The sequence below is a fragment of the Brevundimonas sp. FV1ye28 genome, from assembly GCF_058681135.1.
Genome location: NZ_CM178731.1, coordinates 2,877,777 through 2,903,856, shown reverse-complemented (window position 1 = coordinate 2,903,856; position 26,080 = coordinate 2,877,777). Strand labels below are relative to the sequence as shown.

Sequence of the window (26,080 nt, the reverse complement as noted above, 5' to 3'; positions counted from 1 at the left end):
ATCGAGGTCGTCTCCTTCTTGTGGTCGGTCCGGCGAAGCTTCAGCATAGGTCGCCAACCGTGGCTTTTGTCTGTGCCGTCTCCGGCGATAACGCATAGTTGTTCCCGGGGGGCCCGGGCGTCAAAATCTAGGACGAACAGCTGTCGGCCCCCTGGCCGATACCGAGGTTGTCGGGGCTACCGTCCAGCAGCGGCGACCAGGCGGGGTCCGAACCCCGGCCCTGATAGCCCGACTGAGCGATGACGCGGCCCGACAGATCGACCATCCACAGGGTGGTGTTCCCGCCGCGCGTCTGGCGCGAATACATCAGGTAGCGGCCGTTCGGCGCCCAGGACGGCCCCTCTTCGAAATAGCTGCGCGACAGCATCCGTTCGCCCGATCCGTCGACGTTCATCACCCCGATGCCGAACTGGCCGCCGCCGGACTTGGTGAAGGCGATCAGGTCACCCCGCGGACTCCAGGCCGGCGCCGTATAGCTGCCGCCGCCGCGCGAGATCGGCCGCTGGTTCGATCCGTCGGCGTTCATCACATAGAGACGCGGCGTACCGGTCCGGTCGGAGTTGAACACGATGCGCGACGCGTCCGGGCTGAACGACGGCGAGGTGTCGATGCCCGGGTCCGAGGTGAGCCGAGACAGCTGCCGCGACCGCAGGTTCATCACATAGACGTCGGTATTGCCGCCCCGGATGATCGAGAAGGCGACCTTGGTCCCGTCCGGCGAATAGCGGGGTGCCAAGGCCTGGCCATCGAACTCGCCGAGGCTTTCGCGGCGCCGAGTGGTCAGGTTGTAGAGGTAGATGCGGCTGTAGTCCTCGCCCAGCGCCATATAGGTGATCTCGGCCGGGTTGGACGAGAAGCGCGGCGTCAGGATGATCTCACTGCCGTCGGTCAGGAAGACGGGATTGTAGCCGTCCTGGTCCACGATCGCGAGGCGGCTCAGGCGGTTCAGCTCGGTGCCGCTCTCGGCGACATAGATGATGCGGGTATCGAAGATACCGGTCTCGCCGGTCATCCGGGCATAGACGACGTCGGCGATCTTGTGCGCGATCCGGCGCCACTGCTCGCGCGTGGCGGTGAAATTGTAGCTGACCAGCTGGCACTGGCGGTAGGGATCGTACAGGCGGAAGCCGAAGTCGTTACGGCCGTCCGGGCGCGGCGTCACCGAACCGTAGAGTACCGCCTGAGCGCCGATCTGGGTCCACTGGCCGAAGTTCGGCGCATTGGCCAGCGACAGGTTGGTCTCGATGAAGCTGGCCGGGTTGATCGGCTCGAAGAAGCCCGACCGGCGCAGGTCGCCCGACAGCACCTCGGCGATCGAGGTCCCGTTCTCGCCGCTGAATGGAGCCACGGCGATCTGGAACGGCCTGAGCACGCCCTGGTCGATCTCGACCTCGATCGGTTCGCCCGTCTGGGCCGGCTGGGCCTGGCTCTGCTGACGCGAGGGGCCGTTAAGGTCGCGCGTGGCCTGCGCCTGCGCGAACGAGGTCGCGGCGATGCCGATGGCCGCGACGGTGCTCAGAAGCAGGTTCAGACGCATCGATGTCTCCAGTGGCTCAACTCGGTGTCCCGGCCCTTATCGCCAGACCGTGTGACAAACGCCAGCTTGCGGCCGAATGGGGCGACTTTCGGGACGGCAAGAGTTGCCGGGGCGGCAGTCAGGGATCGTCAGATCGTCGAATGTGCTAAGCAGCCTGTGTGTCAGACGATCCAGCAGACAGCGAGCCTTCAGGTGGCTTTCCCACCTTGCCGCGTGGTTTGGGCTATTCGATCACGCCGAATGACATTCATTTGCTCGAGGAAGAAGATGATCTCGAACGGTACGTTCGGGCTTGTGAATCCTGGAACGAATCTCGCGAAACGGCAGAATCCGCTGGTTCGGCTAGTCTGGCTTCAGTCAAGAACCGGCTGAAACAGGTTCGACGGACGCTCGATCAACGGTTCCGGCACGCCCGTTCGGTGTTGAACGTCGGGCGATAGGCACCGCCCGGGAAAGCGGCGGGCACGTCGAAGGGCGCGCTTTGGCGGATGGCCCGCAACGCGCCGTCGGCCGCCGCGCGATAGACCGAGTCGCTGCGCGGGTTCCTCAGCGTCGGCCCCGCCGTGATCCGTCCGTCCGGCGACAAGGTCACGTCCATCTCGATCCGCAGCTGGTCGGCTCCCGGTATGTCACAGGGCAGGGTCCAGTTCGGATAGACCTGGTTGAAGATGGCGGTCAGCTGCGGCCCCGTCGCCTGGGACGCCTGACCGGCGCCCTGCTGACCCGTAGCCGGACGGGTGCCGGTGGCCGGCGTGTTCCGACGCGGGCCCGCCAGGGAATCCAGATCCAGAGCCGGCGTGTTCGAGGCAGGCGGAGTCGGGCGGGAGGGTGTCGGACGCGGCGGCGTTGGCCGGGGCGGGGTCGGCCTCGGCGGCGTGGGGCGTGGCGGCGTGGGCGCGGGACGAGGCGGCGTCGGACGCGGGGTCGGTGAAGGACGCGGCGGCGCGGGCGTGGGTGTCGGCGGCGTAGGTGTCGGCGGCGTCGGCGTCGGCTCGGGCGGAGCCTCGACCGGGGCGGTTGCGGCGTCCTCGGTCACCAGTTCCTCGGACGGATTGTCAGGTGCAGCCGCCGCGATCTCCTCGGACGAGACGATCGACACAGGCACGGGGGACACCGTCGGGATGATCTCTTCCTCGGACTCGGGCCATTGGATCAGGAAGCCGGCCACAACGAGACCGTGCACCGCAAGGGCACCGAGGATCGCCGGAGATGGCCGGAACTTCGCCAACTGATCAGGCCTCGGGCTCGGCGGGTTCGGTAGCCGGTTCGGCCGGGGCAGCAGCGGAGACCGGCGCGGCCTCGGCCGTATCCGTGATCAGGTTCAGCTTGGTGAAACCCGCCGCCGACAGCCGTGCCATGACCCGCGCCACGGCCTGATAGGGCGCCCGGCCGTCGGCCCGCACGAAGATCGACAACTCTTCCCGGTCCGTCCCCGCCGCCGCCTCGGCCACCCGCTCGGTCAAGGCGTCATAGGCCGTCTCGTCGCGCTGGACGAAGATCGCGCCTTCCCGATCGATCGACACCGTGACCGGCGGCTTGTCGGTCTCAACCGCGCTGGCCTCGGTCTTGGGCAGTTCCACCGGCACGCCCACGGTCAGCAGGGGCGCCGAGATCATGAAGATGATCAGCAGCACCAGCATCACGTCGACCAGGGGGGTGACGTTGATCTCGCTCAGCGGCCGTTTGCGGGCGCGGCGTCGTCCACGCACGTGGCCTCCGCCTCCGCCTCCACCCATCGCCATGGCTCAGACGCTCCGGCGGAAGTTCAGGTCGGCCGGGGGCGGGGGCGGCGGAGGTGGCGGGGCGACCGGGGCCGGGCCACCGCCCAGACGGCGCGCCACGGCGGCCTGCAGGTCGTCGGCGAAGCTCTCCAGACGGCCGGTGAACTTGCCCGCGTCGATCGAGAACTTGTTGTAGGCGATGTAGGCCGGGATGGCCGCCGCCAGACCCACGGCTGTGGCGAACAGGGCCTCGGCGATGGCCGGGGCCACGGTGGTCAGATTGGTGTTCCCCGCCGCCGCGATCCGCCCGAAGGCGTTCATGATACCCCAGACCGTGCCGAACAGGCCGATGAAGGGGGAGGCGGTGGCGACCACCGACAGCACGCCCAGACCCTCCTCGATCCGCTGACCCTCACGGGCGATCAGCGAATCCAGGCTGCGGTCGATGCGCGAGACCAGCAGATTGCCCTCCATGTCCGACATCGGCCCCTTGCGACGCGTCTCGCGCCAGTCCGACAGGGCGATGACCAGCATGCGCGGCAGGGCGTGGGTCGGCTCAGGCCCGGCCTGGGCCGCGACGTCCTCCAGCGACCGGCCGGAGCTGATCGCTTTTTCGAAGGCGTCCGCCTGCTGGTTCAGGGCGAAGAAGCGAAAGGCCTTGTCGATGATCACGGTCCACGACCAGACGGAGGCGATCGCCAGCCCGACCATGACGCTCTTGACCACCCAGTCGGCGGTCATGAACAGCGTAACCGGATTCAGCATCGAGACTTCGGCGGCGGTGTCGGCGACGGTCATGGGCAGGTCCTTGGGAGGCGTAGGTCTTATCGAGCGACCGCCGATGGCGGTTCTATGGCGGAAAGGTTTATGCGGGCCGGCCGGACATCGGCCGACGCCGGTTGCGGCCCGGCGGCCACGCTTTGCGCGAGTCTAGCCAGCCTCGCCGACGCGCGCCAGCCACGGGGTCACCGCCTCCACCAGCGCCTGCGTCGGTCGGCGCGGCCGGCCGTCGAGATGGATGCAGACCGCCGTCACCTCGGCCCGGCACAGGACCTCGCCGTCCCTCTCGATGGTCTGGGAGATCATCAGCCGCACCCCCTTCACCGCGTCATAGGTGGTGCTCACGACCAGGGCGTCGTCGATCCGCGCCGGCTTGATGAAGTTCAGCCTCATCTCCGCCACCACGAAGGCCAGCGGCGGGTCGATCTCCAGCAGTTGCGCATGGCCGATGCCCGCCAGCCTCAGGAAATCCGACCGGCCGCGCTCGAAATAGCGGACATAGTTGGCGTGATAGACGACCCCGGTGAAGTCGGTGTCTTCGTAGTAGACGCGCACGGGAAGCAGGTGATCGCGGCCCTCGAAGCGGCCGGCGGTCGGGGCGTCGGTCATGCGAACGTCAGGCCGCTTGTTTCTTGCGCGCGACCTCGTTCAGCGCTTCGGCCATCCGCTCGCGCCAGTCGTCGCCATCTTCCGCAAAGGCCTGAATAGTCTCCGGCGTCAGCTTCAGGGCGACTTCGTTCAGTCCCGTCAGACGGGCGTAGGCTGGGGACGACAGCACCTCTCGCGCTGGACGCATGCGCGCGACGTCGGCATCCGTCAGTTCGGGATTGTCCCAATCCTCAGCAGGATCAACCGGCGCGGAGTTCGTCATACTTCCTGACCTCGCGCGGGTTGGCCCGGCGCAGACTGATGATACGTGTCGTCTCGGCCCGCTCGGTATAGACCACGACGTGAACGCGTCCGCCGATCGGCAAGTAGGCATACCATCGCGGCTCGCCGTAGTCTCGCCGATCGTCGAGCGCGATGAAGGCTTCCGTCCAATCGCCCGCTTCTGCCAGCGCCAACGACACGCCATGTTTGGCACGGTTGATTGCATCCTTCTCCGGATCGAAGTCGATGCTCACTCGAAGAGGCCAGCCTGGGGCACGGTGCTCGGCTTCGGCGGTTCCGTCAGCCCGAGGTGCGCATAGGCCTTGGCGCAGGCCATCCGCCCGCGCGGGGTGCGCATGATGAAGCCCTGTTGCAGCAGATAGGGTTCGATCACGTCCTCGACCGCATCGCGCGCCTCGGCGATGGCCGCCGCCAGGGTGTCCATGCCGACCGGCCCGCCGCCGTAGTTCTCGATCAGGGCTTTCAGGAAGCGCCTGTCGTTGGAATCCAGCCCGACCTCGTCGATCTCGAGCCGGCTCAGCGCTCGCGCCGCGACCAGCTTGTCGATGACCGGCGCGCCCTCGGCTTCGGCAAAGTCCCGCACCCGGCGCAGCAGCCGCCCGGCCACGCGCGGCGTGCCCCGCGCCCGCGACGCGATCTCGCGCGCGCCTTCGTCATTGATCGGTGCCCCCATTTTCCGCGCCGCCCCGGTGATGACCCGCACCAGTTCGTCGGGCGTGTAGAACTCCAGCCGCAACGGAATGCCGAACCGGTCCCTCAGCGGCGTGGCCAGCAGCCCCGCCCGCGTCGTCGCCCCGACCAGGGTGAAGGGCGCCAGATCGATTCGCACCGACCGCGCCGACGGTCCCTCGCCGATGATCAGGTCCAGCACATGGTCCTCCATCGCCGGATAGAGGATCTCCTCCACCGTCGGAGCCAGCCGGTGGATTTCGTCGATGAACAGGACGTCGCGCGGCTCCAGATTGGTCAGGATGGCCGCCAGATCGCCCGCCTTGGCCAGGATAGGCCCAGAGGTCGCGCGGAAGCCGACGCCCAGTTCGCGCGACACGATCTGCGCCAGGGTCGTCTTGCCCAGTCCCGGAGGCCCGAATAGCAGCACATGGTCCAGCGCCTCGCCGCGTTTCCGCGCCGCGTCGATGAAGACCTTCAGATTGCCCTTGGCCTGCTCCTGCCCGACGAACTCCGACAGGGTCTGGGGCCGCAGCGCGCGGTCATACTGCTCGCCGGGCGCGGGTTCGGGCGAGATGATGCGGTCGTCGGTCAACGTCCCAACTCCTGCAGGGCCGCCCGGATCACGGCCGACAGCTCGGCCTCGTCACCCAGCTTGATCAGCGCCTGATCCACAGCCCGGCGGGCATTCACCTCGGCGATGCCGAGACCCAGCAACGCGGACACGGCCTCTCCCGTCACGCTCGGAACCGGCGCGAGAACGTCCGCATGCACCCCCGGCGCCGACGGCGTGAACGACACATCCCCCAGCGACTTGCCCTTCAGCTCCGTCACGATCCTCAGCGCCAGTTTCGGCCCCACGCCATTGGCCCGACCGATCGCCGCCTTGTCGTCGCGCGCCACCGCCCCCGCCAGCTCCCCGGGCGGCAGCACGTCCAGCACCGACAGCGCCGCCTTCGGTCCCACGCCCTGGATGCTTAACAGGGTGGTGAAGGCCCGCCGCTCGTCGCGCGCCAGAAAACCGTACAGTCGCGGCCCCGCATCCTCGCTCCACTGCGAATGCACATGCAGGGTCGCCTCGTCGCCCGGCGCCGGCAGCCGCCCCAGGGTCCGCGCCCCGCAAGCCACCACATAGCCCACGCCTGCGCAGTCGATCAGGCAGTGCCCTTCCTCGACCTCGGCCAGCACGCCCCGCAAACGACCGATCATGCCGCCCTCCCCGCAGGATTCAGGGCCTCCAGCAGTGTCCGCTTCCTCAGCTGCGCATGGGTGATGGCTACTGCCAGAGCATCCGCCGCATCCGCCTTCACATCTCCGCCCACGCCCTGACATGACGCCGGCAGCAGTCGTTTGACCATGAAGGCGATCTGTCCCTTGTCGGCGTGCCCGGCCCCGACCACGGCCTTCTTGATCAGGTTGGGCGAATATTCCGCCACCCTCAGCCCCGCCCTGGCCGGCGCCAGCATCACCGCCGCCCGCGCATGACCCAGCTTCAGCGTCGAGGACGGGTTCACATTGACGAAGACCTCCTCGATCGCCGCCTCGTCGCAGTCATGAGCGGCGCAGACCTCGCCCACCTTCTCCAGCAGCCACAGCAGTCGCTCCGACAGGGGCGCGGTCTCGGGCGGCGTCACCACCCCATGCGCGATCCAGCGCAGGCGCGAGCCTTCTGCCACCACCACGCCCCAGCCGGTGCGGCGCAGGCCCGGGTCCAGGCCCAGGATTCGGGTCGGCCCATTCTGAATCGGAACGTTCGTCATTCGTTCCTGTCATGCCGCAAACGAGGTTGACGAGCAATGAAGACCGCTCACATCTCGGCTCCCGCTGCGAGCCGGCGGCTTCCCCTCGGCGGGGCTTGCGCATAGCCTGCCGCCCGAGAGCGGGAGATCATCATGTCGAACACAGCCGGCGCCGTCGTCGCGGCCAAGCGGATGCAGGCCGAGCGCCGGATGATCGAGGCGCTGAAAGCCGCCGAGGCCTTCTCGGCCGACAAGGCCATCCCCCTGGCGCCCGACCAAAACCTGGCCCGCCTCGCCCTGCGCGGCCTGCTGCGCCAGAACGCCGTGCGCCAGGCCCAGGCGGGCTTCTACTACCTCGACGAGCCGGTCTATGCCGCCATCCGCAAGAACCGCCAGCGCATGCTGATCGGCGTGGTCGTCATCGCCGTCGTCTTCCTGGGGGCCATCGCCATCGCCACCTCGTCCGACGCCCAGGTTCCGGCGGCGCCTACCGCCTCAACGATCGCATCCCCGTCCGCATTGTCGAACGAAGGCAGCGACCTCCTGATCGAGGTCGTCAAACGCTACCCCGCCGCCGGTGGGTGAGATGCGAAGCCTTGCCGTGATAGCCGCGATCCTGGTCGTCTCCCCAAGCCTCGCCGGCTCGCAGTCTCTGACCGACGACATCCGGCGGCCGGAATTCGAAGGCGGTCAGGCCGTGCTCAGAGTTCTGAGGATGCAGCCGGCGCCCTGGGCCAACCACGAGATCACCTTCTACGTTTCAGCACCGCGTCGGGGGGAAGACCCCTTGGACGGCGCGCTGTCCGCTCTGATCACACGGACCGACGGTCCTTATCAGGTTGCTCGTTCTGCGACCTGTCCGGCCCTGCGCGACGCGTTGGACAGCTTCCGACGGCTACCTGATTTCGCGTTCAGTCCCCCGTCCCTGAACCGCCGCTCCCCCTCCCCTCTTCCAATCGAACCGACAAAAAAGGACGGGGCCAGTTATCGGATCACGCACGAGGTTTCTGTGCCAAATGGAAATCGGATGACGGTGTCGGTGAGTGACTACAGCGGCGACTACGCGGTGTGGGCCGATCAAGCCCTGCCGGCCCTGAACGGTTGCTGGACGTCACCTTACTAGATCAATCGTCACGCGGATCCAGGCGAAGCCGCTCCACGCCCTGCAACCCAGACAGAACGGCCGCCAAGGCTTTCAGATCGGTTGGTCCTGGCAATCCGACGCGCCACGTCGGCACGGTCAGGGTCCCGTCTTCGACGACTTCGATCCGATTTGCGCGCGCGGAAGGGTCGACAGCGGCCAACGCCGCCTCGACCGCATCTTCCGTCGCCGTATCGCCGCGCGCCAATCCGGCCTCGACATCGACGACGGTGCGTGACGGCAGCCGCAGGCTGATCAACCTCAACGCCACCAGGATCAGGGCCGTCACCACCGTGCCGAGGACCCGAGCCCGTAGAGCCCGACCCCGAAGAAGATCCCGATCGCCGAGGTGATCCACAGCGATGCCGCCGTCGTCAGGCCGTGGATGGAAAACCCCGTGCCGAATATCACCCCCGCGCACAGGAAGCCGATCCCCGTCAGGACGCCATGCGCCATCCGTGTCGGGTCGGTGACGATGTTCTCGTCGGGCAGGGCCAGGAAGGCCCACGCCCCTTGCGTCATCGCCGCCTGCATCAGCAGGGACGACGCCAGACAGACGAGGATATGCTTCCGCAACCCCGCCGCCCGGCCGCGCCATTCGCGCTCGATCCCGATGACCCCGCCGGCGAAGACGGCGCCGAGAACCGGCGCCCAGTATCCGGTCAGGTCTTCGATCATGACGCCCTAGCCGTTGGCCTCGATATAGGCCTCGGGGTCCTTGTTCACCGGCCGGATGCCCGTGATGTGGTCGGCCTCGAAGGCGGCGAACTGCACCGCCAGAGCGTGCCGCGTCTGCATTGAGGCGTGGCGGCGGAAGTCGGTCAGTCCCTGCCGCTCCTCTTCGCCCATGTGCTTGGAGTTGACGACATTGGCCTTGCCCACCGCCTCGATCCAGGCGCCGGTCCCGACCGGATGTTTCTCGACCGCCTTGACCGCGTCGCGCAGCTTGTTGTGGTCCTCGATGGCGTCCTCGGTTTCGCCCTCGACCGTGCCGTCCTCGGCGTCGTTGGCGCCCTCTCCCAGCTTCAGCAGTTCGGGATAGAAGAACCGCTCCTCGGCCTCGGCGTGGACGTCCAGGAAGGCCTTAAGCCTGGACCAGACGGCGGTCAGAGCCTCAGTGTCCTTGGGGTCGATCTGTTCGATGATCGAGAACAGCCTGCGTTGCTCGGCGTGGTCGTCGAGGATCAGCTGGGTGATGTCCATGGGGCGGCTCCGAGGCGAATGGTGAAGCCTCGATACGCCCGCCGCTCCCGCCGGTTCCGTGCGAACGACTCGCGGGCGTTCAGGCGAAGGGTTCGCGGCTGGTGTGCCAGACGCGGACGATTTCGACCATCTCGGCGGTTTGGCGGTAGATGAGAAGGTAAGGCGTCTTAGGAGCCATCCACTCGCGGGTTCCAGCCCGCCGCGCCGAGCGGCCCTTTTGCGGATGGTCGATCAAGGTGCGAGCAGCCGCGAAAATTCCATCTTCCATGGCATCCGCAGCACGCGGATTGTCTTCGGCGATGTAGTCGATCGCTTCTCGTAGGTCGCGTCTTGCGAGAGGCGACCATTTCAGCCTCAAGCTGCGCGGTTCCGTTCAGCGCGCCGGCGCATCGCGTCCGCGACAACTTCCTCGTGAGGGATGCCCTCGCCTGCGTTCAAGGACGCCAGGCCAGCGTTGACGGCGGCTAAAAACGTCTCCTCATCCGCCGCCATGTCAGACACAGCTTGAGCGACGATCTCGTCGATCGGCGCTTGGCGCGATCCTGCCAATGCGTCTAGCTTGGCCTTCACGGCCTCGTCCATCTCGATGGTCACATGCACGCTCATGGGGTGGAGACTACCATTGCCCCCGACCGCCGCCAACCTCAGGCGACGATGGGCTGGACCGAACCGCTCTCCACCGGCGCCGGACGGCCGCCGCGCTCGCGACGCGCCGCATCCAGCGCCGCCGACGACATCGCCGCCTCGGCGCGGACGCCTTCCAGTTCGGCGCGCAGGGCGCTGGTCTGCTGCTGCATGGCCTGGCTCTTGGCGTGATGCTCGTCCTGGGCCGCGGTCAGCTTGGCCTGAATCTTCAGCATCCGGTCCTCGGCGCGGGCGATGGCCTTTTCGTGCGCCGTGGCGGCCTTGGCCAGGGTCTCGGCGCGATCGACGGCGGCCAGACGGGCGGCCTCCATCCCGGTCATGCGCTGGCGGGTCTCCTCGATCTCGGCTTCCAGCCCGCGAACCCGTTCCATGGCGCGGTCCAGGCTGATCTGCAGCTGTTCGGCCCGGCGTTCCGCCCCGCTCGATCCGGCTTGCAGCTCGCTCAGCCGCGCCGCCTGTTCGGTGTTCAGCACGTCCAGCCCGTTGGCGCGGGCGGTGGCCGTGTCCAGACGCGCCGACAGGGCGGCGATCTCGGCCCGCGCCTGCTCGGTCTGATTTTCCAGAGCCCGCATCGTGCGGGCCGTCTCCGATTGCTCAGTCGCGGCGCGGGCGCGTTCGGTCGCCAGTTGGCCCTCGTTCGCCGCCGAGGTGCGCGCCAGGGTGGCGATCTCGGCCGAAACCTCGTCGATGCGTCGACGCAGGACCGTATTCTCTTCCTGTACCAGCGCGTGGTCGCGCTGGACCTGTCCCCGGCCGGTCTCGGATTCGGTCCTGAGGGCCTCGGCCTGTTTCAGCTGCACCCGCAGGGCGTCCTGATCCTGTTCCAGCTCCTTGATGCGCTGAGTGGCGGCGCGTTCCCCCGCCTCCAGAGCCTCGATCTTGCCGGTGGCCGCGGAAAGTTCGCCGCGCAGACGGTCGGTCTCGACGCGGGCTTCCTGCGAGGCCGCACTCTGTTCGCCCAGACGGGCCTCCAGATCGTCGGCGCGCGCCTCGCTCTCGGCCAGGGCGTCGGCCAGCTTCCTGGCCTCCCCGGTCGCGGCTTCCAGTCGCTGGCCGGTCTCGACGTTGGCCGCGCGCAGGTTGATCAGTTCGACATGGCTGTCGCGCCGCGATTTGAACTCGGCTTCCAGCGGGTCGCGCAGCTGGCCCAGCAGGGTCTCGAACGTGCCGAACCGGCGCGCCATGTCCGCCATCTGGTCCAGGCTGTCCTGGATGGTTTCGAACCGCTCGCCGATCACGCCCGCGGCGTCGCCCGCGATCGCACGTTCTTCGACAGCCGTCGGCGTGACGCCGCGCTCGGCCTTGCCGTTCCGCGACAGAACCCGGTCGATCCTGGACAACATATCGATACGCCCCCGCTGACGGGCGGATGGAGCCTGACATTCAGCGGACCCGAATCGAGCCGCCCATCCTTCCCGTTAATGGAGGTTAATCGCGCCAGGGAGGCGAGTCGATACCGACGTTCCTGTACGTAATAGTACCTATCCCGCGAACTTCGCCATGTCCTCGTCGGAGATGTCCTCGTTGGAGTAGACCATCGAGACGTCGTCCTCGGCGTCCAGCGCGTCCAGCAGCTTCATCAGCGTCCCGACCGCCTCGCCCGACACCGCGACCTCGGTCTGGGGCTTCCAGACGATCGCGGTCGACTTCGGGTCGCCCAGCACCTTGGACATGGCCTCCGCCACCTCGTTCAGGTCCTCGAAGGCGGTCCAGATCGTGTGGCCCGGCGCGTCCTCGTAGATGTCCGGCTTGACCAGATCGCTCTCGACGTCCTGGGCGCCCGCCTCGATGGCGGCCTCCATGATCGCATCCTCGGTGCCGGCTTCGGCGGGGTAGGTGATCTTGCCGACCTTGTCCCACATGAAGGCGACCGAGTTCATCTCGCTCAGCGCGCCGCCGTTCTTCTTGAACGCTGTGCCGATGTTCGAGGCCGCGCGGTTGCGGTTGTCGGTCAGGGCCTCGACGATGATGCCGACGCCGCCCGGGCCCCGGCCCTCGTAACGGACCTCTTCCATCGTATCGACGTCGCCGCCCGACGCCTTGTTGATCGCCCGCGTGATCACGTCCTTGGGTAGGCTCTCGGCCTTGGCGTTGTTGACCGCCAGACGCAGGCGAGGGTTCAGGGCCGGGTCGGGCATGCCCGACTTGGCCGCCACCGTGATGTCGCGCGACAGCTTGGAGAACAACTTGGAGCGGGACGCGTCGGCGCGCCCCTTGCGGTGCATGATGTTCTTGAACTTGGAATGGCCGGCCATGAGTGTCTCTTGCGTGGGCGATCGCTCGACACGCCCTCGGTCCGATCTGTGATCGGACAAGCCACGTCTCGCTGCTTCACCGCGTTCGGTGTTGGGTAACGGTTTGTGGCCCTCTATCCCGCCCGCGCTCTTCTGTCACCAATCGGTCGTCGGAACCGGCGCGTCTCACGGGGATTTCCCTGCTGCCAAAGACCGGAGCTTGACCATGTCCGACAACCCCCTTCACGACGCCGACGCCTATCTCGAGGACGACCTCGACGAGGCCGACATCATCGAATGGTATGAAGCGCGTCCGGTGACGGTCTCCACCGCCGTCGCCACCGGCTCCATCGTCGCCGCCTTCGCCATCGGCGTCCTCACCGCCGTCGGGGCCCTGGCCCTGCTGGGTTATATGGACGAGGACTGAAGCCGCCGGAACGCCGTTCCGGGTTCCGCGTGCGCCTGGCTTGTCGAGCGTCCATTTATGCCGGAAACACCATCCGCGGGCGAACATGCCCCTGGAAAAATCGACATGCCGGAACCGACCAAATCGATCGTCGCCGCCATCCGGCATTTCATAGCCTCGCATCCAGAGATCGCGCCCGAGATCGAGCGCTACGCAGCGAAGATGCAGGGCCGCTCTGATGAAGACTTCCTCAACTTCGCCGAATGGAAGCGATACCAGAACCTTTCGACCCAAGAGATCTTCGAGAAGATCTACGACGAGGGGCACTGGGGCAGAAATCAGTCCGCCGGGTCGAAATATTTCTCCGGTACCGGATCCCATGATCCGGCGATCGTCGACACCTATGTGAACGCCGTATCGGCCTTCCTGGCTGGACTTCCCCGAAAGCCGGACGTGCTGGATATCGGATGCGGGGACTTCAACGTCGGATCGAAGATCAGGCCGTCCTGCGAAACCTACACGGCCGTGGACATCGCCTCCCAGGTCATCGCCTACAACAAGACGAAGTATGCCGACCTGGGTGTCGATTTCCAGGCGATGAACATCGTCGAGGATGTTCCACCGAAGGTCGACGTGATCTTCATCCGGCAGGTCCTCCAGCATCTGTCGAACGCTGAAATCAGGAAGGCGCTCCGCAACATCTCGGGCAAGAGCGACTATCTGATCCTGACCGAACATCTCCCGCCGGGCGAGTTCACTCCCAACATCGACAAGACGACCGGCCGTGGGATCAGGATACGACACAACAGCGGCGTGGTCATAACCGACGCGCCCTTTGGCTTCCCGGTTCGCGACCAGACCGTGCTTTGTGAAATCCCCGAACTGGGCGGCGTCGTCAGGACGACCGCCTATACGCTCTAGGGGCGCGCCGTCCGCGCCTGAACTCAGTCCGCCCTTAAATTCTCGACCACGCCCCGAAGAGTCGCCGTCAGAGGCTTGGGACGTCGCGTCTCGGCGTCGACATAGACATGCACGAAATGGCCGACGGCGGCGGGATGCTCTACGCCCCGGCGGAAGACGGCGAAGCCGTAGCGGACGCTCGAGGTCCCGACATGATCGACCTTGATCCCGACCTCGATCACGTCGGGGAAGGCCAGGGAAGAGGTGTACTGACAGCCTGAATCGACGACCAGGCCGATCGAGTCCTTCAGCGCGCCGGCGATGATCAGGTGGGCGTTCACCGCCGAATCGACGAACTCGTAGAATTTGGCGTTGTTGATGTGGCCGTACTGGTCGTTGTCCGCCCACCGGGTGGAGACCATGTGGTAGGCCTTGTAGGCGTCTCGCTTGGCCAGCTCGCCTGCGTCGCGTTTTGGCATTCGTTCCGTCCCTCGCTGCGCCGGCTTCCTTGCCGATCCTCAAGCCTGACGCTCGGGCTTGGCCTCCCCTGCGTCAAGCGCCTATCGAGAAACCATCGCCTGTTTCCGACGAGGCCCGCCCGATGTCCACCGTCACCACCCGCGCCGCCGTCCTCAGCGCCATGGGCGCCGCCCGCCCCTATGCCGACAGCCGGCCGCTGTCGATCGAGACCGTGACCCTGGATGCCCCCGGCCCCGGAGAGGTCCGCGTCGCCATCAAGGCCGCCGGCCTCTGTCACTCCGACCTGTCGGTCATCAATGGCGATCGTCCCCGCCCCATGCCCATGGCCCTGGGCCACGAGGCCGCCGGATTGGTCGAAGAACTCGGTCAGGGCGTCACCGACCTGGCCGTGGGCGACCATGTCGCCATGGTCTTCATGCCGTCGTGCGGTCACTGCAATCCGTGTGCGGAGGGTCGTCCCGCCCTGTGCGAGCCCGGCGCCGCCGCCAATGGAAGGGGCGAGCTTCTCAGCGGCGCCAAACGCCTCCACAGCCACGGCCATCCCCTGAACCACCACCTCGGCTGTTCCGCCTTCGCCGAGCGCGCCGTGGTCTCGCGTCGCTCCCTGGTGAAGATCGATCCCGCCCTGTCGTTCGAGGAAGCCGCCCTGTTCGGTTGCGCGGTCCTGACCGGCGTCGGCGCCGTGGTGAACACGGCCCAGATCAAGGCCGGCCAGAGCGCGGTCGTCGTGGGCCTCGGCGGCGTGGGCTTGGCCAGCGTGCTGGGCGCCTTGGCCTCCGGCGCCTCGCCCGTGATCGCCATCGACCTGTCCGAGGACAAGCTGGCCCTCGCCCGCTCCCTCGGTCCCGTCCAGACCGTCAACGCCTCGGATCCCGACGCCGTCGACCAGGTGCGCGCCCTGACCAACGGCGGCGCCGACTTCGTGTTCGAGATGGCCGGCTCGGTCCGCGCGCTGGAGGCCGCCTGGAAGATGACGCGTCGCGGCGGCACGACCATCACCGCCGGCCTGCCCCCGCCCGACGCCGCCCTGCCGGTCAATGTGGTGTCCCTGGTCGGCGAGGAGCGGACCCTGAAGGGCTCCTACATTGGGACCTGCGTCCCCAGCCGCGATATCCCCCGCTACGTCGCCCTGTATCGTCAGGGCCGCCTGCCCGTGGACCGGTTGATGAGCGGGACCATCGCCCTCGACGACATCAACGCGGGCTTCGACCGGCTCCATGCCGGAGAGGTCGTCCGACTGGTGGTGACCTTCTAGGGCTTGGGCTCTTCCGCAATCGGAGCGACAGCCTCGACGGGCAGCGTCTGAGCCGCCACTTCGGCCGCCACCTCCGCCTCGACCGACCGGGCGTGATCCTCGGCTTGTGCCCCCTCGAGCGAGTAGATCGGGTGCTTGCCGGTGTCGCAGTAGTCGAAGAAGGCCGTGATCTCGGCCTTGCCCGCCTCCTTGCCGACCAGCCGCATGTCTGTCCCGCTCCGCCCGACATCGAGGGCGCCGCTGGATTTCAGGGCCGCGAGCACGGGGTGATCCGTCGGAACGGGCGTCGAGGACTGGAAGGTATCGGTCGCCGTTCCGGACGTCAGAACCGCCGCGCCCTCCTGGCCCCACGACAGGCGGACCGTGCGGGTTTCAGGCAGGCAGGAGAGGGTGAAGACGCTGATCCCCTCGGACCAGTCGCCGTCGCCGAAATCCAGCTCGCCCGTCCCGCCGTGCGGGGTGAAATGCCAGTCGTAGGTCGCATCGATCGCATCGCCCGATGTCACCCCCGTCTGCGTCGATCCCGAGGGCTGGCATGCAACCAGGGACGCGGAGGCCAGAGCCGCCACGGCGGCGGAGACGACGAGCGAACGGATCATGAAGCAGTGCCTGAACAGCCACCGTCCCCCCCGACGGCGGATTAACCCTAGTCCCCTCCGGGTCGCTTCGCCAAGAGCGGGACAATCGGCTAAGCCACGGCCAGCCGGACGATCAAGTCCTCAAGGGAAACGCACCACCATGGCGACCGAACTCTACGACCTGACCGTCCCTCCGTTCACCCGCGGGCTGCGCGCCCTGTCCGGCCTCCTGGACAAGGCCGTCGCCCATGCCGAGGCGACCGGCGTCGATCCCGAGACCTATCTGGGCCTGCGCATCATCGACGACATGAACCCGTTCTCGAAACAGGTTCAGACCGCCTGCGACAGCCCCAAGCTGTGCCTCGCCCGCCTGTCCGGCGTCCCCGCCCCGGTCAACGACGACTCGGAAAAGACCATCGCCGAATTGCAGCAGCGGATCGCCGATACCCTGGCCTATCTGGCCTCGGTCCCGCGCGACAAGGTCGACGGTCAGGAAGGCAAGGAGGTGACCCTGACCTTCCCAGGCGGCGAGATGAAATTCCTCGGCCAGCCCTATGTGACCGGCTTCGCCATGCCGAACTTCTATTTCCACCTGACCACGGCCTACGACCTGCTGCGCGGCGCCGGCGTCCCGATCGGCAAGCGCGACTACATGGGCGCACCAGGCTGAGAAATAGCCGTTACCGAACACAGGAACCAACAGGCGGCACGACCCTTTGAACCCTCAGTTTACGGATGAGTCGGTGTCGCTTTGGTCGTCAATCAGTTCAAGGGTCGCGGCCGCCGCGCGGTCATTTCTCGAGCGTCACCGTCCGGCGGCTGGCTGTTCCGCCTCTTCATGGCCTGGTTCTCCAGAGGCATCAGCATGCGCCGCGACTGAGGGCGTCGCCTCGGCCGGTCTCAGATTCAGACCGACGGCGCGGTTGCGGCGCTAGGCCTTCAGCAGGGCCTCGACCTCGTCGCGCGTCGGCAACGACGGCTGGGCTCCCGCCCGCGTCGCCGCCAGCGCCCCTGCCGCACAGGCGAAATCCAGCGCGTCCTTCGGTTCCATCCCGTCCAGCAAGGCCACCACGATCGCGCCCACGAAGGCGTCGCCCGCCCCGGTCGCGTCGATGGCGACGACCTCGGGCGGCGTGGCCCAGGCCATCTTGACGCCCCGGTGATACATCTCGGCCCCGCGCGCGCCTTGGGTGATGACCACCCGGCCGCCGCCCCGGTGCAGCAGGTCGCCGTAGAACGCCGCCTCGATCTCGTTGACGATGATCAGGTCGCACCGTTTCAGCAGCGCCTCCGATACCGGCTGGGCGGGCGCCAGGTTGGCGCAGACAAATCCGACCGCTCGCCCGACCGCCGCCTCCACCGTCTCGATAGGTAGCTCCAGCTGCACGATCAGCGGGCATTCGATCCGCGCCGGCAGCTGTTCCGGCGTCACCAGATGGTTGGCTCCGGCCGCGACCACGATCTGGTTCTCGCCCGACGGATCGACGGCGATCAGGGCCACCCCGGTGGGCGCCGCGACATCGACCTCGACCTTCGACAGGTCGACCCCGAAATCCTCCATCAGGGCCAGCGCCTCCTGCGCCATGGCGTCGTTTCCGACTCGCCCGATCAGATCGACCTCGGCCCCCAGCTTCTCGGCCGCCAGCGCCTGGTTCGCGCCCTTTCCACCCGGATGCCGCGCCAGGGTCGCCCCCGTCACAGTCTCACCGGCCGCCGGCAGGGAAGGCGCGCTCGCGACCATGTCGAGGTTGATCGAACCGACCACGGTGATGTTCATGCCAGGCCCTTCAACCGCTCGGTGATCAGGTCGAACACCCCCTGCCCGTCCGCCTCGACTGCCCAGAGATGCGGCGCAGTCTGCGCGTCCACCCGGAACTCCACCGCCGTATGCCCCCGCGTCAGATCGCTGTCGGTCTCGACCTCGATCCGACAGGGCTTCAGCTTGAACAGTTCGGGCTTCAGCAGCCAGGCCACCGTACACGGGTCATGCAGGGGCGCGGAGTGCCAGCCGACGATGGTCCGCTCGATTCTCTGCGAAAACCGCAGCATCGCCGCCGCCGTCTCGGCCTGGGGCGTGCCCACCGCCTCGATGGCCACGATCCGCGCCTCGGTCGCCCGAACCTGATGCGTCGCGTCCAGTCCGAACACCACCATCTTGCAGCCCGAGGCAAAGACCTCCGCCGCGGCGTCCGGGTCGGCCCAGATGTTGAACTCGGCGGACGGGGTGATGTTGCCGCCCTCCGACCGCGCCCCGCCCATGACCACGACCGGCCCCAGCCGCTCGGCCAGTCGCGGCTCCGCCCGCAGCGCCAGCGCCAGATTGGTCATCGGCCCCATCACCGCAAGCGCCACCGACCTCGGCTCGGCCTCCATGACGATTCGCACCATGGCCTCGATCCCCGATCCGTCCGCCGCCGGAGCCTCAGGCTCCATCGCCTCCAGATCGCCAAGCCCCTCCGCACCGTGAAACTCACCGGCCCCGGCGGGTTCGCGCCTCAGAGGCCGCGCCGCGCCCGCGAACACCGGCACATCCTCGCGCCCGGCCACGTGCCGGATGATCCGCGCATTCCGCGTCGTCTTCCCGATCGGCACATTGCCGCCGACCGTCGTGACGGCCTTCAGGTCCAGCTCGGGCGACGCAAAGGCCAGCAGCAACCCAACGGCGTCGTCTACGCCGGGGTCGCAGTCGATGATAAGCGATTGTCTGTTCACAGCGCATCACTGACGCGCGCCGCATCGCCTCGCAAGGGTGGTCAGTTGGCCTGCGGCGCCGGCGCGTTCACGATCAGCTGGATCTCCACGATGCCGGTCGGCGGTAACAGACCGGTCGTGCCCACTGCGGTCCAGGCCGGGCGCGGCCCGTCGGAGAACTCTCGCCAGACCTTCGCGATGATCTCGACCTGCTCCGTCCGGGTTCCGGCGAAATCGGGCCCGTGCCACACGTGGAAGCTGTTGATCATGGCCACGTCGTCGAAGGTCGCGCCCGATGCGCGCACGATGACGTCCAGCCGGCTCAGCGTCCGTCGCACCGCGGCCTCGAAGGCCGCCACATCATTCCCGTCCTCCGGCCGCCGTCCGACGATGGCGCCCGAGACATAGAGCACGTCGCCTAGCCGCCGCGCCGGGGCATAACCCGCCTCGTCGTATGCCGCCTGAGCACGCGCGTCTGGAATGGTGACCTCGCCGCCCGGCGTCGGCAGGCGACGCGGATAGTCTGTCTGGGCGAGGGCGTCGGCGGGCACGATCAGGGCCGGGGCGACAGCCAGGGCGAGGACGGCGAGGATCGAACGCATGGCGGAACTCCGTGATGGTCGACGGTCTTCGCCCGGCCCAATGCCAAGCTCAACTTAAGTTTCGGTCACCTGGCCCGAACGAAAAGGGGCGCGCTGTTTCCAGCGCGCCCCGATCCTCGGACGGTGAGGCGGGTCTTACAGACCGACCACGCCTCCGTCGTCTTTGGTGATCACGATCGTCGCCGAGCGCGGGCGCGAGCCCGTGCCGCCGGTCTGGCTGGCGGGCCAGAACGAGGTCGGCGAGGCGCCCGTGCCGTTCTCGCCCGGGTGCTGGATGTTGACGAAGATGGTCTTGCCGTCCGGCGTCGAGTCGATCCCGGTCAGCTCGCATTCCTTCGGTCCGACCAGGAAGCGACGCAGCGTCAGGCCCGGCGCCTTGCCGACGAAGGTCGACTGGGTGCGGGTCGCGCCGGTCGCGTCGGTGTTGGTGATCGTCCGGGCGGCGCCGTCGCCGACGCGGCCGGGTTGGCCCACCAGCATCATGCAGTTGGTCTGGTCGGTATAGGCGCCGTCGTCGGTCTGGATCCACATCAGCGGATTGACCAAGCCAGAGGCGTTCTGAGGGCGACCGAACCACAGGCCGTCCGGCGACGAGAAGTCGTTCGTCGCGTCCAGGCCCGACACGTTGATGTTCGCGGCGTTCAGGTCGGCGCCGGCGCCGAAGGCGTAGATGTCCCAGGCAAAGGTCGTCGCCTCGGGATTGTCGCCCGTCTCGCGCAGACGGATGATGTGGCCGTTCGGGTTGCCGTACTGGTTAGAGGCGCCCTTCGGGTCGTTGTAGTGACGCGGGTTGGCGGCGTCCGTCGCCGACAGCGGGCGGCTTGAGGCGTTGGTGTTGGTCAGGGTCAGATAGACCTCGCCGTTGGCAGGGTTGACGGCGGCCCACTCCGGACGGTCCATCTTGGTCGCGCCGACGGCGTCGGCGGCCAGACGGGCGTTGATCAGGACGTCGGCCTGGTTGGCGAAGGCATAGGTGGGGTTGGCGGCCGTGACCGCGCCCGTGCCGAACACCAGCGGCAGCCAGACGCCGTTACCCGTGGCGTCGAAGCGCGCGACATAGAGGGTGCCGTTGTCCAGATACTTGTCGCCGATCGCCAGGCGGTCGGCGGCCGTCGCGTCGGCGGCGACCCACGGAGTGGCCGAGACGAACTTGTAGAAATACTCGCCGCGCGAATCGTCGCCCATGTAGAAGACCGGGCGGCGGCCGGCGACGAAGTTCGACGGCCAGGCGCCCTCGTGGCCCATGCGGCCCAGGGCCGTGCGCTTACGCGGCGTCGACGCGGCGTTGTAGGGATCGATCTCGACGACCCAGCCGTACTGGTTCACTTCGTTGCGGAAGTCGGCGGTTGCGGACGAACCGAGGACCGAGGTGTTCCACTTGGCGAAGACGGTCGAACCCGGAACGGTCGGGACCACCGAGGCCCAGTTGTTGGCGCCGCCGGCGCCCTGCGACACACCATAGCGGTTCAGGGCGACGACTTCCTTGGGCGCGCGAAGGGCGTTGTCGCCGGCCACGCGGCGGAAATAGCCGGCCCAGTTTTCTTCGCAGGTCAGGTAGGTGCCCCAGGGCGTATAGCCGTTGGCGCAGTTGTTGATGGTGCCGCGACCGGCCACGCCCGTCGGCGAGAAGACAGTGCGGACCTGCACGTCGCCGCGCACCGGGCCGTACAGGTCCATCGGGGTGTTCGGCGTGATGCGGCGGTTCAGGGTCGAGTTCTGGACGTAGTTCCAGCCCGAAGCGCCCTTCAGAACCTCGATCACGGCCACGCCGTGGGCTTCGATTTCCTTGATGGCCTCGGCTTCCGGACGGACGCCGCCGACCGAGGTCGGGCCGTTCGGGTGCAGGTAGGCGGCGGTGATGTTCTCGTGGTTCATCGCCAGCAGGCCGCGCGTGGACGAGTTGTCGTCACGCAGGCCCGTCGTCGCGCCCAGGCCGAAATAGGCCATGCCGTCGTGGTGGTCGCCGGCGCGGGCGGCGAAGTTGGTGTCCGTGCCGTTGTTGGCATAGGCAGGGGTGGAGGCATTGATCGGGTCGCCCAGGCGATACAGGACGTTGACCGAATAGCCGGCCGGCACGGTGACGACGTCCAGCAGGTTCTTGGCCACGGCGTTGAAGCCCAGGACCGCCGGGCTGACCGTCACGGTCGTCTGGGCCGTGGCGATGACGTTGTTCGAACCCGGAGCGTTGAAGGCGAAGACCAGCGGCGTCGCCGTGGTCACGCTCGGCGCGGTGAAGGTCGCGGTGTTGGTGCTGGCGCCCGTCAGGGTCACCGTCGGGCCCGAAACCTGGGTCCACAGGACGCCGGTCGAACCCGTGGCCGTGCCGGTCAGGGTGACGGTCTTGCCCGAGGTGGTCGCGCCCGAGGCGCCGGCCGAGACCGTGGCGTCGGACTGGGCCTGGCCGCCGTCACCGTCGTCACAGCCGCTGAGGCCCATCAGGGCCGCAACCGAGGCCATGCCGCCCATGATGGCGCGGCGCGACTGGAATTGCTGAATGATGTCGCCGAAATGCGGGTTCGACGAGGTGTTCAGCTCGACGTTGCCGTCGTCGTGGCTGCCGGTCAGGTGGATCTCGGACATGGTTGCTCCCCAGAATGTCTGGGGCGAACCGGTAACGGCCGTGCTTGTGAAGTTCGTGTCCGAAATATTGCCGTTTTATATTGCGAACAAGTCGCACAATACTGGACGATTACAGTCTTTCCGCACTCTGATCGAACGTCACATCAGGTCTTGCAGGCGCACACGCAAGCTTTGGCCAGAACCTCAGCCGAATCTACCAATGGAACAGACACATCGGCCGTGGCGAGCAGCAACGGAACCTCCGTACACCCCGCAATCACCGCCTCGGCGCCGCGCGCGACCAGCGCCTGCCCCAGGCGCGCCATGGCCGCGCGATTGTCCACACCCACGTCACCCCGCTTCACCCCATAAACACAGGCCATGAAGGCGGCGCGGTCATCCCCCTGCAACACCACCGGCCTGATCCCCGCCGCCGTCAGCGCCGCGCCATACAGCGCCTCCCCGCCCGGTGTCGCCAGGATGCCCACGGTGCCCGCGCCGATCGCCGTCGTCGCCGCCGTTGTCTCCGCGATCATGTCGATGAACGGCAGGCCCGCCTTCAAGATCCCCGGCTTCTGCGCATGGGCGGTGTTGCACGGCATGGCCAGGACCTCGGCCCCCGCCGCCGTCAGCCGCATCGCCATCCGGCCCAGCTCGGCCTCCGCCTCGCCCGGCCGCGTGTTCCGGTCGGGCACCTGGGGGTTCAGGTCCATGACGACCCGGATGTGATCGGCATCGCCGTCGGCAGGCGTCAACGCCTGCACCCGCGCTAGAAACGCCACCGTCGCCGCCGGCCCCATTCCGCCCAGAACACCCAAGACCTTGCTCACCCGCGTCTCCTGCTGATCGCCTGTGCGGGCGCGCCGCATTGTCAGCGGTCGCGGCGCGCCCCCTTATGGTCGAAAACGGGGAACGAACGCCATGCAGATCGAAGCCGAGACCACGGCCCTGATCACCAACGACGCCGTTGTCCTCGGCCTGCTGGCCGTGATCCTCGGCGGAGTCTTCTGGGCGTCCGGTCTCAGCCATCCCTGGGCGAAGCGGTTCTTCGCCGTCGTTCCCGCCCTGCTGCTCTGCTATTTCCTGCCGTCCCTGCTGACGACCTTCGGCGTGGTCGATCCGGAGACCTCGCGGCTCTATTTCATCGCCTCACGCTTTCTCCTGCCCGCCGCCCTGGTCCTGCTGACCGTATCGGCCGACCTGCCCGCCGTGATCGGCCTGGGGCCAAAGGCCCTGATCATGTTCTTCACCGGAACCGTGGGGGTGATGATCGGCGGGCCCGTCGCCCTTCTCCTGACCAGCTGGATCGCGCCGGATCTGATGGGCGCCGGACCGGAGGCGATCTGGCGCGGCATGGCCACCGTCGCCGGCAGCTGGATCGGCGGCTCGGCCAACCAGACAGCCCTCTACGAGATCTACGGCGCCGGTCCCGACGTCTTCTCGATCTGGATCGCGGTGGATGTCGTCGTCGCCAACCTGTGGATGGCCGTCGTCCTGTGGATCGCCGCCAACCAGACGCGGATGGACAGGCTGTTCCGCGCCGACGCCTCCGCCGTCGATCGCGTCCGGGACAAGGCCGAGGCCTATGAGACCGAACACGCCCGCATCCCCGTTCTCAAGGACCTGATCTTCATCGTCGCCGTCGCCTTCGGCGCGGTCGGCCTGTCGCACGCCATCGCCGATCCGCTGTCCGCCTGGTTCGGATCGACCTTCGAATGGGCCCAGCGTCTGTCGTTCGATTCCAGCTTCTTCTGGCTGGTCCTGATCGCCACCGTCATCGGCGTCGTCCTGTCCTTCACCAGCGCGCGAAAGCTTCAGGGTCCGGGCGCCGCCAAGATCGGATCGGTCTTCGTCTATCTGCTGGTCGCCACCGTGGGCCTGAACATGAACATCGGCGCCATCCTGGACTCGCCGGTCTATTTCGTCATCGGCGGGGTCTGGATGCTGGTCCACGTGGCCCTGATGTTCGCCATGGCCTTCCTGATCCGCTCGCCCAGCTTCTTCCTTGGCGTCGGTTCGATGGCCAATATCGGCGGGGCCGCCTCGGCCCCGGTCGCGGCGGCGGCCTTCCATCCGTCCCTGGCCCCGGTCGGGGTCCTCCTGGCGGTCGTCGGCTACATCGTCGGCACCGCGGCGGCCTGGTTTACCGGGCTGGTGATGATGCAGATCGCTGCGGGAGCGGGCTGAGCCCTAGAACGGATCGATGATCTGCCCGTCTTTGGGATTGTGGACATCGATCAGTCTGCCCGCCGCGTCGAACCGCGCCGACACCGTGTACTCCCGGACGTTCAGCCCGGTCAGCCGCCGATATTTACACGCGAGAACCCGTCCGCCGTCGGGCCTGTGCACATCCACATCGGCCGGCCCCATGGCCGCCAGAGCCTGTTCGGGCGTGGTCACGCCCGGCTGAAACGCCTCGCTCGCCGCCCGATCATGGACGCGCCCGGCCGTCGCGCAGGACGCCAGGATCAGACAGGCCGCTATGGGCAGAACAGCGCGCATGACCGGCCTCAGCCCAGCATCGCGTCCAGCTCACCTTGATACCCGGCCAGACCCTGCGCCCCGCCGGTATGCAGGAAGACCACCCGCTCGCCCTCGAACCGACCGGCCTTGGCGAGCGCGATCAGCCCCTTCATCGCCTTGCCCGTATAGACCGGGTCCAGCAGGATCCCGTCCGTCCGCGCCGCCAGCGTGAGGGCGTCCACCACCCCCTGGTCGATCAGGCCATAGCCCGCGCCGACATAGTCGCAATCGGCCACGACCATCTCGTCCGTCACCCGGTCGGGATGGCCCAGCAAGGCCGCCGTCTCCTTCGCCAGTTTCAGGACATTGGCTTCCTGCTTCTCTTTCGGCGCCCGGACCCCGATGCCCAGCACCGGAATGTCGGCGCCCAGCACCGCCAGACCGGCGACCAGACCCGCGTGCGTCCCGGCACTGCCCGTCGCCGTCACGATCCGATCGACGACCAGATCCAGTTCGTCCGCCTGGAACACGATCTCGCGCGCGCAATCGACATAGCCCAGCGCCCCGATCGCATTCGAACCGCCGCCGGGGATCACATAGGGATTGCCGCCGCGTGCCCGGACCTCTTCCGCCGTCTTCTCCAGCTCGGCCGGCATGTCCGATCCTCCGGGTACGGAGCGAATGGTCGCACCGAACAGCCGGTCCAGCAGCACGTTGCCGTTGTGAACATAGTCCGGTGCCTTCGACCCGGTCCGTTCCTCCAGGATGATCTCGCACTTTAGCCCCATCACGGCTGCGGCGGCCGCGGTCTGGCGCACATGGTTCGACTGCACCGCCCCCTGCGTCACCAGGGTGTCGGCGTCCTGCTCGAAGGCGTCGCCCAGCAGGAACTCGAGCTTGCGCGTCTTGTTGCCCCCGCCGGCCAGGCCAGTGCAGTCATCCCGCTTGATCCAAAGGTCGATGCCCAGTGCCTGCGACAGCCCCGGCGCGGGCTCCAGCGGCGTCGGCAGATGAGCGAGGCGCACGCGGGGAAAACGGGCGAGATGCATTTGGGGCGGCCTTTCGGGTTCGCCCTGTCCTATCCCGCCTTGCGCCGCGTGCGAAGCCTCAGGCGAGGCGGGCGTCGCCGACGTCGAGCGTTTCGCGCAACAGAGCGATGATTTCCGCCGCCGAGGTGTCCGGCGTGGCCATCAGCCGCTCCAGGATCGGCGCCGTCGCGGGCCCAAGCCGCGAGCTGGCCATGCTCCAGCCTTCGAACTGGCGCTCCGTGACGGGTCGGCGATCCAGAATGACGATGTCGCGGTGCCGAGGGTCCGGCGCCAGTCGACGCAGCAGACCGTCCAGCACGCCCGACTGGCCCTCGATGACCTGGATGAAGCGACCGTCGTGCGCCGCCAGGGCCCCCGTCAGTCCGTCACGGTCGTTGTTGCGTTGCGACTCGCCGAGGATGGTCGCCATGTTCAGCAGGCTGTCGGTCCGACCGGTCGCGGTGCTGGCGTAGAGAAGTCTTTCGAGTGTCGGCACGTCTGGCTCCAAAAAGCTCCCCGCATCCCGTTTGCAACCTGACCGGTATCTGACCGGTAAAT

34 protein-coding genes are annotated in these 26,080 nt (G+C 67.6%); 7 read left to right on the top strand and 27 right to left on the bottom strand.

The window, feature by feature from the left end; genetic code table 11:
* Positions 1 to 127: 127 nt before the first annotated feature.
* The 10 genes from tolB to ruvC all read right to left on the bottom strand — a co-directional run bounded on the left by tolB (position 128) and on the right by ruvC (position 7,358).
* A complete protein-coding gene (gene tolB, locus ACW171_RS14300; protein ID WP_492094108.1) occupies positions 128 to 1,537 on the bottom strand; it encodes a Tol-Pal system beta propeller repeat protein TolB in 1,410 nt (469 codons plus the stop codon).
* A 394-nt stretch (positions 1,538 to 1,931) separates the two neighbouring features.
* Positions 1,932 to 2,720, bottom strand: coding sequence for a hypothetical protein (locus ACW171_RS14295; RefSeq protein WP_492094107.1), 789 nt, complete (start codon positions 2,718 to 2,720; stop codon positions 1,932 to 1,934).
* A gap of 49 nt (positions 2,721 to 2,769) precedes the next feature.
* Complete coding sequence (locus ACW171_RS14290) at positions 2,770 to 3,279, bottom strand: ExbD/TolR family protein (protein ID WP_492094105.1); 510 nt, start codon at positions 3,277 to 3,279, stop codon at positions 2,770 to 2,772.
* A gap of 3 nt (positions 3,280 to 3,282) precedes the next feature.
* On the bottom strand, positions 3,283 to 4,056 hold the full coding sequence (gene tolQ, locus ACW171_RS14285; protein WP_492094103.1) for a protein TolQ: 774 nt from the start codon (positions 4,054 to 4,056) through the stop codon (positions 3,283 to 3,285).
* A 132-nt stretch (positions 4,057 to 4,188) separates the two neighbouring features.
* A complete protein-coding gene (ybgC, locus tag ACW171_RS14280; RefSeq protein WP_492094101.1) occupies positions 4,189 to 4,647 on the bottom strand; it encodes a tol-pal system-associated acyl-CoA thioesterase in 459 nt (152 codons plus the stop codon).
* 7 nt (positions 4,648 to 4,654) lie between these two features.
* The gene (locus ACW171_RS14275) at positions 4,655 to 4,909 is read right to left on the bottom strand and encodes a BrnA antitoxin family protein (protein ID WP_492094099.1); all 255 of its coding nucleotides are present in this window, start codon (positions 4,907 to 4,909) and stop codon (positions 4,655 to 4,657) included.
* Complete coding sequence (locus tag ACW171_RS14270) at positions 4,887 to 5,162, bottom strand: BrnT family toxin (protein ID WP_492094097.1); 276 nt, start codon at positions 5,160 to 5,162, stop codon at positions 4,887 to 4,889. Before ACW171_RS14270 ends, ACW171_RS14275 begins: the two co-directional genes overlap by 23 nt.
* Entirely contained in the window at positions 5,159 to 6,193 is a 1,035-nt protein-coding gene (gene ruvB, locus ACW171_RS14265; RefSeq protein WP_492094095.1) for a Holliday junction branch migration DNA helicase RuvB, read from the bottom strand. Before ruvB ends, ACW171_RS14270 begins: the two co-directional genes overlap by 4 nt.
* The gene (ruvA, locus tag ACW171_RS14260) at positions 6,190 to 6,807 is read right to left on the bottom strand and encodes a Holliday junction branch migration protein RuvA (RefSeq protein WP_492094093.1); all 618 of its coding nucleotides are present in this window, start codon (positions 6,805 to 6,807) and stop codon (positions 6,190 to 6,192) included. Before ruvA ends, ruvB begins: the two co-directional genes overlap by 4 nt.
* Positions 6,804 to 7,358 carry a crossover junction endodeoxyribonuclease RuvC gene (ruvC, locus tag ACW171_RS14255; protein ID WP_492094091.1) on the bottom strand — a complete coding sequence of 185 codons (555 nt, stop codon included), beginning with the start codon at positions 7,356 to 7,358 and terminating at the stop codon, positions 6,804 to 6,806. Before ruvC ends, ruvA begins: the two co-directional genes overlap by 4 nt.
* A 132-nt stretch (positions 7,359 to 7,490) precedes the next feature.
* Here ruvC and ACW171_RS14250 point away from each other — a divergent pair, with 132 nt between their 5' ends.
* Positions 7,491 to 7,922 carry a hypothetical protein gene (locus ACW171_RS14250; protein WP_492094089.1) on the top strand — a complete coding sequence of 144 codons (432 nt, stop codon included), beginning with the start codon at positions 7,491 to 7,493 and terminating at the stop codon, positions 7,920 to 7,922.
* 16 nt (positions 7,923 to 7,938) lie between these two features.
* Positions 7,939 to 8,460: a hypothetical protein gene (locus ACW171_RS14245; RefSeq protein WP_492094087.1), complete on the top strand. Its 522-nt coding sequence runs from the start codon at positions 7,939 to 7,941 to the stop codon at positions 8,458 to 8,460.
* A 1-nt stretch (position 8,461) separates the two neighbouring features.
* On the opposite strand, the gene ACW171_RS14240 is transcribed toward ACW171_RS14245, so the two are convergent.
* The 7 genes from ACW171_RS14240 to ACW171_RS14210 form a co-directional block, all read right to left on the bottom strand.
* Positions 8,462 to 8,767: a hypothetical protein gene (locus ACW171_RS14240; protein WP_492094085.1), complete on the bottom strand. Its 306-nt coding sequence runs from the start codon at positions 8,765 to 8,767 to the stop codon at positions 8,462 to 8,464.
* Positions 8,764 to 9,156 (bottom strand): MgtC/SapB family protein, encoded by a 393-nt coding sequence (locus tag ACW171_RS14235; protein WP_492094084.1) that lies wholly within the window; start codon positions 9,154 to 9,156, stop codon positions 8,764 to 8,766. Before ACW171_RS14235 ends, ACW171_RS14240 begins: the two co-directional genes overlap by 4 nt.
* Positions 9,157 to 9,162: 6 nt before the next feature.
* Entirely contained in the window at positions 9,163 to 9,681 is a 519-nt protein-coding gene (locus ACW171_RS14230; protein ID WP_492094082.1) for a hemerythrin domain-containing protein, read from the bottom strand.
* A 79-nt stretch (positions 9,682 to 9,760) separates the two neighbouring features.
* Positions 9,761 to 10,039, bottom strand: coding sequence for a type II toxin-antitoxin system RelE/ParE family toxin (locus ACW171_RS14225; RefSeq protein ID WP_492094080.1), 279 nt, complete (start codon positions 10,037 to 10,039; stop codon positions 9,761 to 9,763).
* A complete protein-coding gene (locus ACW171_RS14220; protein ID WP_492094078.1) occupies positions 10,036 to 10,275 on the bottom strand; it encodes a CopG family ribbon-helix-helix protein in 240 nt (79 codons plus the stop codon). The genes ACW171_RS14225 and ACW171_RS14220 overlap by 4 nt, the downstream gene beginning before the upstream one ends.
* A gap of 50 nt (positions 10,276 to 10,325) precedes the next feature.
* Positions 10,326 to 11,669 (bottom strand): hypothetical protein, encoded by a 1,344-nt coding sequence (locus tag ACW171_RS14215; protein WP_492094076.1) that lies wholly within the window; start codon positions 11,667 to 11,669, stop codon positions 10,326 to 10,328.
* A gap of 138 nt (positions 11,670 to 11,807) precedes the next feature.
* Entirely contained in the window at positions 11,808 to 12,581 is a 774-nt protein-coding gene (locus ACW171_RS14210; RefSeq protein WP_492094074.1) for a YebC/PmpR family DNA-binding transcriptional regulator, read from the bottom strand.
* 205 nt (positions 12,582 to 12,786) lie between these two features.
* Between ACW171_RS14210 and ACW171_RS14205 the strand changes: the two genes are divergently transcribed.
* Positions 12,787 to 12,987 carry a hypothetical protein gene (locus ACW171_RS14205; protein WP_492094072.1) on the top strand — a complete coding sequence of 67 codons (201 nt, stop codon included), beginning with the start codon at positions 12,787 to 12,789 and terminating at the stop codon, positions 12,985 to 12,987.
* 105 nt (positions 12,988 to 13,092) lie between these two features.
* A complete protein-coding gene (locus ACW171_RS14200) occupies positions 13,093 to 13,887 on the top strand; it encodes a class I SAM-dependent methyltransferase (protein WP_492094070.1) in 795 nt (264 codons plus the stop codon).
* A 23-nt stretch (positions 13,888 to 13,910) separates the two neighbouring features.
* Here the strand turns inward: ACW171_RS14200 and ACW171_RS14195 are convergent, their stop codons facing one another.
* Positions 13,911 to 14,345 (bottom strand): acyl-CoA thioesterase, encoded by a 435-nt coding sequence (locus tag ACW171_RS14195; protein WP_492094068.1) that lies wholly within the window; start codon positions 14,343 to 14,345, stop codon positions 13,911 to 13,913.
* 122 nt (positions 14,346 to 14,467) lie between these two features.
* Between ACW171_RS14195 and ACW171_RS14190 the strand changes: the two genes are divergently transcribed.
* Complete coding sequence (locus ACW171_RS14190; RefSeq protein ID WP_492094066.1) at positions 14,468 to 15,601, top strand: zinc-dependent alcohol dehydrogenase family protein; 1,134 nt, start codon at positions 14,468 to 14,470, stop codon at positions 15,599 to 15,601.
* Here the strand turns inward: ACW171_RS14190 and ACW171_RS14185 are convergent.
* Positions 15,598 to 16,200, bottom strand: a complete 603-nt coding sequence (locus tag ACW171_RS14185) for a hypothetical protein (RefSeq protein ID WP_492094064.1) — start codon at positions 16,198 to 16,200, stop codon at positions 15,598 to 15,600. The two genes, ACW171_RS14190 and ACW171_RS14185, sit on opposite strands and share 4 nt — an antisense overlap.
* A 139-nt stretch (positions 16,201 to 16,339) precedes the next feature.
* Between ACW171_RS14185 and ACW171_RS14180 the strand changes: the two genes are divergently transcribed.
* On the top strand, positions 16,340 to 16,849 hold the full coding sequence (locus ACW171_RS14180) for a DUF1993 domain-containing protein (protein ID WP_492094062.1): 510 nt from the start codon (positions 16,340 to 16,342) through the stop codon (positions 16,847 to 16,849).
* A 261-nt stretch (positions 16,850 to 17,110) separates the two neighbouring features.
* On the opposite strand, the gene ACW171_RS14175 is transcribed toward ACW171_RS14180, so the two are convergent.
* From ACW171_RS14175 to cuyB, 5 genes are all read right to left on the bottom strand, one after another.
* Positions 17,111 to 17,956, bottom strand: coding sequence for a ribokinase (locus ACW171_RS14175; RefSeq protein WP_492094060.1), 846 nt, complete (start codon positions 17,954 to 17,956; stop codon positions 17,111 to 17,113).
* Positions 17,953 to 18,891 carry a nucleoside hydrolase gene (locus ACW171_RS14170; RefSeq protein WP_492094058.1) on the bottom strand — a complete coding sequence of 313 codons (939 nt, stop codon included), beginning with the start codon at positions 18,889 to 18,891 and terminating at the stop codon, positions 17,953 to 17,955. Before ACW171_RS14170 ends, ACW171_RS14175 begins: the two co-directional genes overlap by 4 nt.
* Positions 18,892 to 18,932: 41 nt before the next feature.
* Positions 18,933 to 19,472 carry a Rid family hydrolase gene (locus tag ACW171_RS14165; RefSeq protein ID WP_492094056.1) on the bottom strand — a complete coding sequence of 180 codons (540 nt, stop codon included), beginning with the start codon at positions 19,470 to 19,472 and terminating at the stop codon, positions 18,933 to 18,935.
* A gap of 135 nt (positions 19,473 to 19,607) precedes the next feature.
* Positions 19,608 to 22,052 carry a PhoX family protein gene (locus ACW171_RS14160; RefSeq protein WP_492094054.1) on the bottom strand — a complete coding sequence of 815 codons (2,445 nt, stop codon included), beginning with the start codon at positions 22,050 to 22,052 and terminating at the stop codon, positions 19,608 to 19,610.
* 143 nt (positions 22,053 to 22,195) lie between these two features.
* Entirely contained in the window at positions 22,196 to 22,861 is a 666-nt protein-coding gene (cuyB, locus tag ACW171_RS14155) for a cysteate racemase (protein WP_492094052.1), read from the bottom strand.
* 91 nt (positions 22,862 to 22,952) lie between these two features.
* Here cuyB and ACW171_RS14150 point away from each other — a divergent pair, with 91 nt between their 5' ends.
* Positions 22,953 to 24,218: a DUF819 family protein gene (locus ACW171_RS14150; protein WP_492094050.1), complete on the top strand. Its 1,266-nt coding sequence runs from the start codon at positions 22,953 to 22,955 to the stop codon at positions 24,216 to 24,218.
* Positions 24,219 to 24,221: 3 nt separating this feature from the next.
* Here ACW171_RS14150 and ACW171_RS14145 read toward each other — a convergent pair whose 3' ends face one another.
* From ACW171_RS14145 to ACW171_RS14135, 3 genes are read right to left on the bottom strand one after another with little or no spacing between them, the layout of a single operon-like run.
* Positions 24,222 to 24,533, bottom strand: a complete 312-nt coding sequence (locus tag ACW171_RS14145; protein ID WP_492094048.1) for a hypothetical protein — start codon at positions 24,531 to 24,533, stop codon at positions 24,222 to 24,224.
* An 8-nt stretch (positions 24,534 to 24,541) separates the two neighbouring features.
* Positions 24,542 to 25,543, bottom strand: coding sequence for a D-cysteate sulfo-lyase (gene cuyA / locus ACW171_RS14140; RefSeq protein ID WP_492094045.1), 1,002 nt, complete (start codon positions 25,541 to 25,543; stop codon positions 24,542 to 24,544).
* A gap of 58 nt (positions 25,544 to 25,601) precedes the next feature.
* Positions 25,602 to 26,018, bottom strand: coding sequence for a BLUF domain-containing protein (locus tag ACW171_RS14135; RefSeq protein WP_492094043.1), 417 nt, complete (start codon positions 26,016 to 26,018; stop codon positions 25,602 to 25,604).
* Positions 26,019 to 26,080: the final 62 nt, after the last annotated feature.